The organism is Aquimarina sp. AU58, assembly GCF_900312745.1.
Lineage (GTDB): Bacteria > Bacteroidota > Bacteroidia > Flavobacteriales > Flavobacteriaceae > Aquimarina > Aquimarina spinulae.
The window spans coordinates 1,417,829-1,430,254 of record NZ_OMPD01000014.1; the positions used below are offsets into that span (position 1 = coordinate 1,417,829).

9 protein-coding genes are annotated in these 12,426 nt (G+C 32.7%); all 9 read left to right on the forward strand.

Translation table 11 applies throughout. The features are described 5' to 3' along the window. Positions 1 to 86: 86 nt before the first annotated feature. Positions 87 to 4,385, forward strand: coding sequence for a DNA-directed RNA polymerase subunit beta' (rpoC, locus tag DK441_RS17510; protein ID WP_109851836.1), 4,299 nt, complete (start codon positions 87 to 89; stop codon positions 4,383 to 4,385). Between the two features lie 65 nt (positions 4,386 to 4,450). Then, the gene (locus DK441_RS17515) at positions 4,451 to 4,765 is read left to right on the forward strand and encodes a DUF3467 domain-containing protein (protein ID WP_025665932.1); all 315 of its coding nucleotides are present in this window, start codon (positions 4,451 to 4,453) and stop codon (positions 4,763 to 4,765) included. Between the two features lie 568 nt (positions 4,766 to 5,333). Further along, positions 5,334 to 5,906 carry a hypothetical protein gene (locus DK441_RS17520; protein WP_160112149.1) on the forward strand — a complete coding sequence of 191 codons (573 nt, stop codon included), beginning with the start codon at positions 5,334 to 5,336 and terminating at the stop codon, positions 5,904 to 5,906. Between the two features lie 28 nt (positions 5,907 to 5,934). Then, positions 5,935 to 6,531 carry an acyltransferase gene (locus tag DK441_RS17525; protein WP_109851838.1) on the forward strand — a complete coding sequence of 199 codons (597 nt, stop codon included), beginning with the start codon at positions 5,935 to 5,937 and terminating at the stop codon, positions 6,529 to 6,531. A gap of 75 nt (positions 6,532 to 6,606) precedes the next feature. After that, a complete protein-coding gene (locus tag DK441_RS17530) occupies positions 6,607 to 7,572 on the forward strand; it encodes a Gfo/Idh/MocA family protein (RefSeq protein WP_370444325.1) in 966 nt (321 codons plus the stop codon). Positions 7,573 to 7,630: 58 nt separating this feature from the next. Beyond that, positions 7,631 to 9,073 (forward strand): lipopolysaccharide biosynthesis protein, encoded by a 1,443-nt coding sequence (locus DK441_RS17535; RefSeq protein ID WP_109851840.1) that lies wholly within the window; start codon positions 7,631 to 7,633, stop codon positions 9,071 to 9,073. Between the two features lie 19 nt (positions 9,074 to 9,092). Then, positions 9,093 to 9,923 (forward strand): FkbM family methyltransferase, encoded by an 831-nt coding sequence (locus DK441_RS17540; protein WP_109851841.1) that lies wholly within the window; start codon positions 9,093 to 9,095, stop codon positions 9,921 to 9,923. Continuing rightward, positions 9,924 to 11,015: a glycosyltransferase gene (locus DK441_RS17545; RefSeq protein ID WP_109851842.1), complete on the forward strand. Its 1,092-nt coding sequence runs from the start codon at positions 9,924 to 9,926 to the stop codon at positions 11,013 to 11,015. Positions 11,016 to 11,047: 32 nt separating this feature from the next. After that, on the forward strand, positions 11,048 to 12,424 hold the full coding sequence (locus DK441_RS17550; RefSeq protein WP_160112150.1) for a glycosyltransferase family 39 protein: 1,377 nt from the start codon (positions 11,048 to 11,050) through the stop codon (positions 12,422 to 12,424). The last annotated feature ends 2 nt before the right edge of the window (positions 12,425 to 12,426 follow it).

The window sequence follows — 12,426 nt, forward strand, 5'->3', positions numbered from 1 at the left end:
CGTACCCTGAGCAAAGTCGAAGGGTACGAATGAAACATAAAACTATTCAATTTTAAATTACAATAATTCTTTAGCAACCATATATTATGGCAAGAAATAATGATAAGAATACAGTAAAGAGATTTAATAAAATCTCTATAGGTTTAGCATCTCCTGAGTCAATTTTAGCGGCATCTCAGGGAGAAGTGCTAAAACCCGAAACTATCAATTATCGTACTCACAAACCCGAGCGTGATGGTTTGTTCTGTGAGCGTATTTTTGGACCTGTAAAGGACTTTGAATGTGCTTGTGGTAAATATAAAAGAATTCGTTACAAAGGTATTGTTTGTGATCGATGTGGAGTAGAGGTTACCGAAAAGAAAGTACGAAGAGATCGTGTGGGACATATTAACTTAGTTGTTCCTGTGGCACACATCTGGTATTTCCGTTCTTTACCAAATAAAATAGGATATTTATTAGGACTTCCATCTAAGAAATTAGATATGATTATTTACTACGAACGTTATGTAGTAATTCAACCTGGTATTGCCAAAAATGAAGAAGGCGAAGCTGTTCAGAAAATGGATTTCCTTACAGAAGAAGAGTATTTAAATATTTTAGATAGCCTTCCTCAGGAAAATCTATATCTTGATGATACAGATCCTAATAAATTCATCGCAAAGATGGGAGCAGAGTGTCTTATCGAGATCTTAAGAAGAATTGATCTTGATGCACTATCTTACGAACTAAGACATAAAGCAAATAACGAAACGTCTAAACAACGTAAAACTGAAGCATTAAAACGTCTTCAGGTTGTTGAGTCTTTCCGTGATGCAAATAAAAATAGAGAAAATAATCCAGAATGGATGGTCCTTAAAGTTGTACCAGTAATTCCACCAGAATTACGTCCTTTAGTACCACTTGATGGAGGTCGTTTTGCAACTTCAGATTTAAATGATCTGTACCGTCGTGTGATTATCCGTAATAATCGATTGAAGCGTTTAATGGAAATCAAAGCTCCAGAAGTTATTTTACGTAATGAAAAACGTATGCTTCAGGAGTCTGTAGATTCATTATTTGATAATACACGTAAGGCTTCTGCAGTTAAAACAGATTCTAACAGACCATTAAAATCATTATCCGATTCATTAAAAGGTAAGCAAGGACGTTTCCGTCAGAACTTACTTGGTAAACGTGTGGATTATTCAGCACGTTCTGTGATTGTTGTAGGACCAGAATTGAAATTATTCGAATGTGGTCTTCCAAAGAATATGGCTGCAGAACTTTATAAACCATTTGTAATCAGAAAACTGATCGAACGTGGTATTGTAAAGACAGTAAAATCTGCCAAGAAAATTATAGATAGAAAAGAGCCTGTAGTTTGGGATATCTTAGAGAATGTCTTAAAAGGACATCCGGTATTACTAAACCGTGCTCCTACGCTTCACCGTTTAGGTATTCAGGCTTTTCAGCCTAAACTTATCGAAGGTAAAGCGATACAGTTACACCCTTTGGTTTGTACCGCATTTAATGCCGATTTTGACGGGGATCAAATGGCAGTACACTTACCACTGGGACCAGAAGCAATTTTAGAAGCTCAGTTGTTGATGCTAGCATCACACAATATTCTTAACCCTGCTAACGGATCACCTGTAACGGTTCCTTCTCAGGATATGGTCTTGGGTCTTTATTATATGACCAAGTCTCGTAGATCTACTCCAGAATTAGAAATAAAAGGAGAAGATTTAACGTTCTACTCTCCAGAAGAAGTAGTTATTGCTTATAATGAAAAGAGATTAGATATTAATGCGAATATCAAAGTTCGTACTAATGATATTGAAGAAGGAGAAGTAGTAACTAAAATCATAGAAACTACTACTGGTAGAGTTTTATTTAATGAGAAAGTTCCAGAAAAAGCAGGATATATTAATGAGGTATTGACTAAAAAGTCACTTCGAGATATTATCGGAGGTATTTTGAAAGTAACAAGTGTTCCTGAAACAGCAGAATTCTTGGATGAAATCAAAACCTTAGGATATAATTTTGCTTTCCAGGGAGGATTATCATTTAGTTTAGGAGATATTATTATCCCTAAAGAGAAACATACCATGATTGCTGATGCAAATGCTCAGGTAGACAATATTGTAGCAAACTATAATATGGGTCTTATTACTAATAATGAGCGTTATAATCAGGTAATTGATATTTGGACATCTACAAATGCTGAGTTGACAGAGTTGTCTATGAAGCGTATTCGTGAAGATCAACAAGGATTCAATTCGGTATATATGATGCTTGACTCTGGAGCAAGGGGATCTAAAGAACAGATTCGCCAGTTAACCGGAATGCGTGGATTGATGGCAAAACCGAAGAAAGCGAGTTCTGCTGGTGGAGAAATTATCGAAAACCCAATTCTTTCTAACTTTAAAGAAGGACTTTCTATTCTTGAGTACTTTATTTCTACTCACGGTGCTCGTAAAGGTCTTGCCGATACCGCTCTTAAAACTGCGGATGCTGGATACCTTACACGTCGTTTGGTAGATGTTGCTCAGGATGTTATTGTTAATATAGAAGATTGTGGTACACTTAGAGGTGTAGAGGTAACTCCGTTAAAGAAAAATGAAGAAATTATAGAAGGGCTTGCTGCTAGAATAGTGGGTAGAACTTCATTGCAAGATGTTATTGATCCATTAACTCAAGAAGTATTAGCAGAAGCTGGTGTAGAAATTAATGATGAAGTTGCTAAGATTATTGAGAATTCTCCTGTAGAATCTGTAGAAGTTCGTTCTGCGCTTACTTGTGAAGCAAAGAAAGGAATCTGTGTAAAATGTTATGGTCGTAACCTTGCTACTGGTAAAACAGTACAGCGTGGTGAAGCCGTTGGTGTTGTAGCTGCTCAATCTATTGGAGAGCCTGGTACACAGCTTACATTACGTACATTCCACGTAGGAGGTATTGCAGGTAACATTTCTGAAGAAAACCAATTAAGATCTAAGTTTGCTGGTAAAGCAGAAATAGAAGAACTTAAAACCGTTAAAGGAGAAGATGGAGAAGGTAATGAGATCGATGTAGTAATTTCTCGTACGTCAGAAGTTAAAATTATTGATCCAAAAACTAAGATTGTTTTAAGTACAAACTTAATTCCTTATGGTTCTCAATTATTTATCCAAGATGGAGATAAAATAGATAAAGATCACGTAATCTGTCAGTGGGATCCATATAATGGAGTAATTATCTCTGAATTTGCAGGTAAAGTAAGATATGAAAATATTGAGCAAGGTATTACCTATCAAGTAGAGATTGATGAGCAAACTGGGTTCCAGGAAAAAGTAATTTCTGAATCTCGTGATAAGAAAAAAATACCAACACTACATGTATTAGGAAAAGGAGATGAAGTGTTACGTTCTTATAACTTACCTGTTGGAGCCCACCTTATGGTAGACGATAATGATAAGATTAAGGTAGGTAAAATCCTGGTTAAGATCCCTCGTAAATCTGCCAAAGCTGGTGATATTACAGGAGGTCTTCCAAGAGTAACAGAATTATTCGAAGCACGTAATCCTTCTAACCCTGCTGTGGTTAGTGAAATCGATGGTGTAGTATCATTTGGAAAAATCAAACGTGGTAATCGAGAGATTATCGTAGAATCCAGAATAGGAGAAATTAAAAAGTACCTTGTAAAACTTTCTAATCAAATTCTTGTTCAGGAAAATGATTATGTTCGTGCAGGAATGCCATTATCAGATGGATCTACTACACCAGAAGATATTCTTAAAATCAAAGGCCCTTCTGCAGTACAGCAGTATTTGGTTAATGAAGTACAAGAAGTATATCGATTACAGGGTGTGAAAATTAATGATAAGCATTTTGAAGTAGTAGTACGTCAAATGATGCGTAAAGTAAGAATCCAGGATCCGGGAGATACAATTTTCCTTGAGAATCAGCTAGTACACAAATCTGATTTTATCGAAGAAAATGATCAAATCTTCGGAATGAAAGTTGTTGAAGATTCGGGAGATAGTGAAAACCTTAAAGAAGGACAGATTATTTCTCCTCGTGATTTAAGAGATGAAAATTCTGCTTTGCGTAGAGATGATAAAAACTTAGTTACTGCAAGAGACGTTTCTCCTGCTACAGCGACTCCAATACTGCAAGGTATTACAAGAGCTTCGCTACAAACCAAGTCATTTATCTCTGCGGCGTCATTCCAGGAAACAACAAAAGTGTTAAACGAAGCTGCGGTAAGCGGTAAAATTGATAGCCTTGAAGGTCTTAAAGAAAATGTGATTGTTGGACATAGAATACCAGCAGGAACAGGAATGAGAGACTATGAAAGTATCATTGTTGGTTCAAACGAAGAGTTTGAAGAACGAATGGAACAGCGACAAGAAGTTAATTATAACTAATATAAATAGCCTGCCTTTTTAGGCAGGCTTTTTTTTGATCAAACGATTCTAAAATAAAATTAGATATGGCAGATAATAAAAATCAGAAACAAAATCAATTAAATATAGAACTAGATGAAGATGTTGCAGATGGGACATATAGTAACCTTGCAATTATTAATCATTCTGTTTCCGAATTTGTAGTTGATTTTGTAAACATTATGCCAGGTAGACCGAAAAGTAAGGTGAAAAGTAGAATTATTCTAACTCCACAGCATGCCAAAAGATTATTAAAAGCTCTTAGTGACAATGTAAATCGATTTGAAGCTGCTCATGGAGAAATTAAAGATTATGAACAAACACCAATCCCTATGAATTTCGGCCCTACGGGAGAGGCTTAGATAAGAAATATCATAAAAAAACCGACCTAAGTACTATATTTATGTAGTACTTAGGTCGGTTTTTTATTATACAAGTTTTAGGTTTCTTCATCTAAGTAAAAATAAATGCAACACATAGATAAAGTATTGGATGCTAATAAGGTTCTGGTTATTTTTTTTGATATTCTAGCAAAATAAAGATCACTTTGATTTTAAATATTGTATCTATAACTAGTAGAGTTTTAAAGAGCTGATACATAAACTTATATGGACCTAAAATATATAAAATAACTATTGGCAGTTATATTTTTGCGGTAAAACAGTAATTGACTTAAAGAAAAATCTGCTAAATTTACATAAGAGATATCTAAAATAAATCTTAAAAATAGAAGCTACAAGGTTTATTATAGAGCTCATTACTCACATTTGTCAAATAAATTTATATAGTTCACGAGTAATTAAAAGTGTTTTAGAAGAATTTATAACAATTCTTGATTTTGATTTACCCTAATCAAATGTATTAATCAATTTATAACCTCAAAAATTGATTTATATGATGAAAAAAACACATATATGGTGATCATAAAATATGATTTTGACACGACTTCTGTTGCTAGTCTTATTTGTTATTAATATATCTTTTGCTTATGCACAAGAAGATAGCCCTTGGGTAGTAGGCTTAGGGCTAAATGTTGTTGACAATTCTGGAAGTCGTTTTGATGAATTACTCAATATTGAAGATAATTGGAATCTATCACGTCTATTAAAAGTTACGGTAGAAAAGAGATTCAAATATGATTACGGAGTTGAACTATCGACATCAATCAATCAATTTAAGAGAGGTAAAAAAATAAATAGTGTTTTTAGTGTAGAAACTATCAATTATTTTGCAATTGACCTAATGGCTAAAAATTATACCTCTAACTATTGGAGCGATCCTAGACATGCAGGGTATACTGGATATTTGATAGGAGGATGGGGGGGGAATTTTTTTAATGAAGTTGTTAATAATACAATAAATATAGGTCTGGGGTTAAACATTAGACTTGGGGTATATATGTGGCTTAATTTTCAAACATTAGGAAAATTCTCTATAGATAATAATTCCCCAGGAAATGCAAATCATTTGCAACATTCTATTTCGGTTGTAATGTGGTTATAAATGAGTTGATATAATTAAAATATAGTATATGAAACCAAACTATTATGTACATGAAACTGCTGTAATAGATAATGGATGCGATATTGGTAAGGATACCAAAATATGGCATTTTTCTCATATTATGACCGATTGTAATATAGGTAAACATTGCAATATTGGTCAAAACGTAGTGATCTCTCCACAAGTTATTATAGGAGATAATGTGAAAATACAGAATAATGTATCTGTATATACAGGTGTTACTTGTGAAGATGATGTGTTTCTGGGGCCATCTTGTGTATTTACCAACGTTGTAAACCCAAGAAGTGGAGTAAATAGAAGAGGGCAATATAGCAAAACAAACGTAGGTAAAGGAGCAACAATCGGTGCAAATGCAACCATAGTTTGTGGTCATGATATTGGCGCATACGCTTTTATCGGTGCAGGAGCCGTTGTAACCAAGAATATAAAACCATATGCACTTGTGGTAGGAAATCCAGCTAAACAAATTGGCTGGATGAGCGAGTATGGTCATCGTTTAGAGTTCGATAAAGAAGGCATTGCTATTTGCCCCGAAAGCAATGAAATATATAAATTAGATAATCAACAAGTTTTTAAAACACAACCTGTCAAAAAGGAATTTTGATTCCTACTATACCCCATTCTGTAGTATCAGATACGTGATTGAATCTCTTAAAGTGTAATTAAAAAAGACATGATGATGAAAAAAAACTTTGCATTGATTGGCGCAGCAGGTTATGTAGCTCCAAAGCACCTTAAAGCTATTAAAGAAACAGATAATAACCTTCTGGCTGCATTAGATAAATTTGATAGTGTAGGAGTATTGGATAGTTATTTCCCAGATACCGATTTTTTTGTAGAATTTGAACGTTTCGACAGACATCTCGAAAAACTTAAAAGAAGAAAAGGAATTATATTAGATTATGTAAGTATTTGTACTCCAAATTATTTACACGATGCGCATATAAGAATGGCACTTCGCAGAGGAGCTAATGCAATCTGCGAAAAACCTCTCGTTTTGAATCCCTGGAATATAGAGCCTCTCATTGAAATTGAGGCAGAATGTGAGAGAAAAGTAAATACAATCTTGCAGTTGCGATTACACCACAGTATAGTAGCTCTTAAAAAAATGGTTGATGAAGGACCCAAAGATAAAATATATGATATAGACCTTACCTACCTTACCTCTAGAGGTAGTTGGTATAATAGCTCCTGGAAAGGAGAAATCGGTAAATCGGGAGGAATAGCAACTAATATAGGAGTTCATTTTTTTGATATGCTACTTTGGATATTTGGAGGAGCAACAGAGAACATTGTACACAAACATGATCTTTATAATGCCTCTGGATATTTAGAACTAGAAAAAGCACGTGTAAGATGGTTTCTATCTATAGATTATGAAAATATACCTGAGTCTGTTAAAATGAAAAACCAAAGAACATATCGTTCTATCCTCGTTGATGGAAAAGAAATTGAGTTTAGCTCTGGCTTTACAGAATTACATACCAAAAGTTATATAGAAATTCTAAAAAATAATGGTTTTGGATTGGTCGATGCAAAACCGTCTATACAATTAGTACATGATATTAGAAACGCAGAATTAAGCCCGTTAAGAGGAGAATATCACCCTTTTCTAAACAGGTCGAAAAAAGTACAGTATACCTAATTTTTCAGTACAAGATTTGGCTTTGAAATTTGGTTACTTTAAATAAAAACAACTACTCGTGAGTATTTTGAAAAGAAAAACAACTATTGGATTAGTGTGGAGTAGTATTGATAAGTTTTCGACGCTAATGATACAATTCATTTTAGGTATTGTATTAGCAAGAATACTTATGCCAGAAGACTACGGCCTTATCGGAATGATAGCTATTTTTCTTGCAATATCTCAGTCCTTAGTAGATAGTGGGTTTTTTACTGCATTGGTACAGAAAAAAAATGTAAACAATAATGACTACTCTACAATATTTTTCTTTAATATCATTGTAGGTTTTATGCTATATGGCATTTTATTTATTGGATCTGGTTTTATAGGAGATTTCTATGAAACACCAATACTAGTTGATATTATAAAGGTTATTGGGATCAATATTATAATTGTATCCACTACCATTGTTCACAGAGCATTTCTTACCACTAAAATTGATTTTAAAACATTGGCTATAATCAATATTGTGTCTGCACTACTAGGGGGGATTGTTGGGATTTACCTGGCAGTTAATGGATATGGCGTCTGGACTTTAGTATACCAAACTATTGTGAGAAGTCTATCAATTGCGATTTTATTCTGGGTCTTAAATCAATGGAAACCTAGTTTGATTTTTGATAAAGAATCTTTTAAGACCCTTTTTGGATTTGGCTCTAAACTAATGATTTCTGGATTACTTAAGATATTTTTTAAGAATATTTACCTTATTATAATTGGTAAAATCTATAAAGCAGAAGAACTAGGATATTTTACCAGAGCTACTTTATTTAAACAAATTCCAGAAACTCTGGTAACCACGATTCTTCAAAGTGTTACTTTTCCTGTTCTAGTAAAAGTTATTGATGAGGACTCAAAGGTTAAGAACCTTTTAGAGCGAAGTGTTAAACTTACTGGCTTCCTATTATTTCCTATCATTACTGTACTTATATTTTATGCCAAACCAATTATTTTGGTTTTAATCACTAGTAAATGGTTACCAACTGTTGTTTTACTTCAGATATTATCATTAGAAATTATTTTTCATCCGTTGCAGTATATCAATCTTAATTTTCTGAATGCCAAAGGAAGGTCTGATTTATTCTTAAAATTAGAACTCATAAAAAATGTGCTCACTATTGCTGCAATCCTGGTGACCTATAAGTTTGGATTGATTCCGTTAAGTATTGGATATATTTTAGTTTCTTTTTTAGGGTTTTTTATTAACTCATATTATACCAAAAAGTATATTAATTATTCAGGTTTTGACCAATTAGTAGATCTTTTTCCATACCTGTTAGTTAGTACGGTAGCTACAGGAATAGGTTTTTTTATTAGTGGAATATTTAGTAGCTATTTAATTCAACTCATCATAGGAGTAGGAATAAGTTTAGGGATATACTATGTACTATCCTATATATTGAAGTTTAAAGAATTGATTGAAATTCAGAACCTTATTACTAGCAAGATAAGGACAAAATAATATTTAAAAGTCTAAAGAGATGAAACAAATCATAAAAAAAATAATATCGGGAATACTCAATGGTATTATGACTTTGATTCCGGGAAAAACCCGTAAAGCATCTTTTTTAGGATGGATTAGTAGGATACTTGAAGATTCTAACAATCAAGTAGAATATGATGCAGATTATGATATGTATTGGTTAAAAAATAGAGAACAATATCTTTACCTGGTACAGCAACCATATTTCAATTTTAGTAAGAAGAAACTTTATCGAAGTATTGAACGGATAGCTTGTCAATATTATACGCCTAAAAAAGGAGATGTAATTGTTGATATTGGCGCCGGGATAGGGACAGAAACGTTATTTTTTGACGAAAAAACAGAAAATGAAGGTAGAATATATTCTATCGAAGCCAGTAGAGCAAGTCATCAAAAACTTGTAGAATTATGTGCTAAAAACCAAATTAAAACTTCCGAAAATTTAAACCTGGCTATTACCGATAGTAATCAAAAATTATGGATTGAAGAATCTAATAATTATCAAGTTGATTACATAAATAAAGAATCCAAAGGTGTAGAAGTAGATGGGATCACATTAGATCATTTTGTAGAAAAAAAGAATATAACAAACATTGATTTTCTTAAGGTTAATATAGAAGGATCCGAACTACAAATGATAGAAGGAATGGAAAATGCAATCAAGATTACTAAAAATGTTGCTATCTCCTGTCATGATTTTCTTTTTGATGATGACCGACAGATTAAGATTAAAATGTCAAAATTCTTAAAAGCTAATAATTTTCAGGTTTCCTATAATCAAACGGGACATCAGATAATAGACAGCTGGATATATGGAAAACAACTATAGATGAAAATTGTACATGTCATATCATCTCTGGATATCGGAGGAGCAGAAAATTTTGTTGTTCAACTTGCTAATGAACAATCAAAATCAAATGATGTATCCATCATTGCTCTAAAAATTACAGACCCGAATAAGAACTATATTGATAAAATAAAAAAAGAAATTCATCTATACCAATTGGGCTGGACCAAAAAGTATAGTATAAAACAATTTATTAATCTATATATTCTCCTTGGTAGATTAGCTCCTAAAACCATTTTTGTACACTTACATAATCCGTTATACTATATCTACGGGATCTCAATATTAAAACCCAAAATATCTTATATACATACCATTCATAGTAGTTTCGAGAATTGGAAATTAGTACTTGGGTATTTAAATAAACTTCGTTTTTTAAACAATAGAATTTTACATGTATGTGTCGCCCCAACTATTTATAAGGATCTCAAGAAAAGTTTACCAAAACTAAAGTCAACAGTTATACCCAACGGAATAAAAAGCCATAACCCAGAAAGAGCAGCAAGCGAAATAAAAACATTTTGGAATAGTTTCTCAATACAACCGCAAAAAGGACAGCGTTTTCTGGCAATAGGAAATATAAACCGTCATAAAAATTATAAACTACTATCCTTAAGTTTTGGAGAAGTGTATACTAAGTATCCTGATGCTATGTGTATTCAGATAGGGCGCGAGACAGATATGATTCTGGTTGATGAACTTAAGAGAATTAATACCCCTAATGTATTCTTAGCAGGACCAAAAAAAAATGCAGCAGACTTTTTACTGGATGCAGACGCCTTGATTGTAAGCTCTGCCCAGGAAGGTATGCCTATTGTAATTCTAGAAGCTTTATCAATGGGTGTTCCAATAATTAGTACTCCTGCAGGAGGAATCAAAGATATTATTATAGATGGTTATAATGGATTTCTTATCGATGATTTTGAAGTACCCTCATTAACATCAGCGATTCTAAAATTTATTGAATTATCACAAGCGAATAAAAAAATAATGGCAGCTAATGCTAAATCGTGTTTTGAGGACTGCTATGAAATACAAAAGGTAAATCAATCCTATCAAAGTAAATCAGCATAATGTACTGGACAAAGAGAAATACTAATGTTATCATGTTTTTTACAGTAGGAATACTGTTACTTCATGTAGTGATATTTCCAGATTACATTATGCCATTACCAATTCTATTTGCAGGCTTCGGAACCATTATCCTTTTTGTTACAGGGTTACAATATTATTCTCAATCTTGGGAAAAAAAAGACAATTTTATACAAAGAATCTTTCTGCACAGTTTTATATATCGTCTCATTTCAATTGGAGTTCTATATATCCTTACAATGCTCTATGATCCAGCAAACTTACCAATGGAAATAGCAGCATCAGATTCCTGGAACTACCATTATTCTGGATCAATAGTAGCAGATGCAATAGAAGACGGAAGACACATATTTGGCGTTTTATCTGGCTTTTGGAAAAACGAATCTGATTATGGATTCTCTATTATTATCGGTTTTTTCTATTTCATTTTTGGAAAGAATATTTTGATTATAAAAATTTTCAATGCCCTGCTGGGGAGTATCACGGTTATAAGAATATATCAAATAACCAGGATTTCTTATGATGAAAAAAGAGCTCGTATGGCAGGAATTATTACGATGTTAATGCCAGCATTGTTATGGTTTACAGGTTTTTTGTTAAAAGAAACATTTATGATATTTCTGATTGCAAATATTGCTTATCTAACCCAATTAATCATCATACAGAGAAAATTTAGAGTCTTATATTCATTACTTATTCTACTTCATTTTGGGATACTTTTTTATTTCAGAGTAATATTAGCTCCGTTACTCATCTTTTGCGTACTAATACAGATTTTGTTTTATAAGACGTCTAATAAAAATTATAAAATGTCGGCTGTATTTATTTCAATACTATTTATTGCCGGAAGTTTTTTTGTAATGAAAAAATTAGGAATGGATAAGCATGTAGAAATAGCAATAGAAGCAAGTAAAGATCAATTTGGGAATGAGTTAAGTAATACTTCTAAACAGAGAGGAATAAGCTATACAGCTGCTCTTGTAAGTCCACTTTTAATTGCTGGTGCGATTATTACTCCTTTTCCTTCATTATTAGATTTTGAAGCAGCACAATTAGGGATTTATTCCCATTTTCAAAACGAAATTGTACGAAACTGCCTATACTTTTTTGTATTTCTGGGATTGTATAATGCTTATAAAACCAAAAATAGAAGAGTCATTTTTGTTGGCGGATTTGCTATACTATATATTATAATTCTTGCAATATCCGGAATATCATTTCAGGATCGATTTCAAATACTATCACTGCCATTTTTAATCATTTTTATGGCAGATGGTATTGCTACAAAATATCCCAAACGTAATCAGCATTGGTTAAGCTATCTAACATTCATTTTTGCAGCAATATTGATGTGGAATTTATTTAAACTATCAAATCGTGGACTATTATAAAC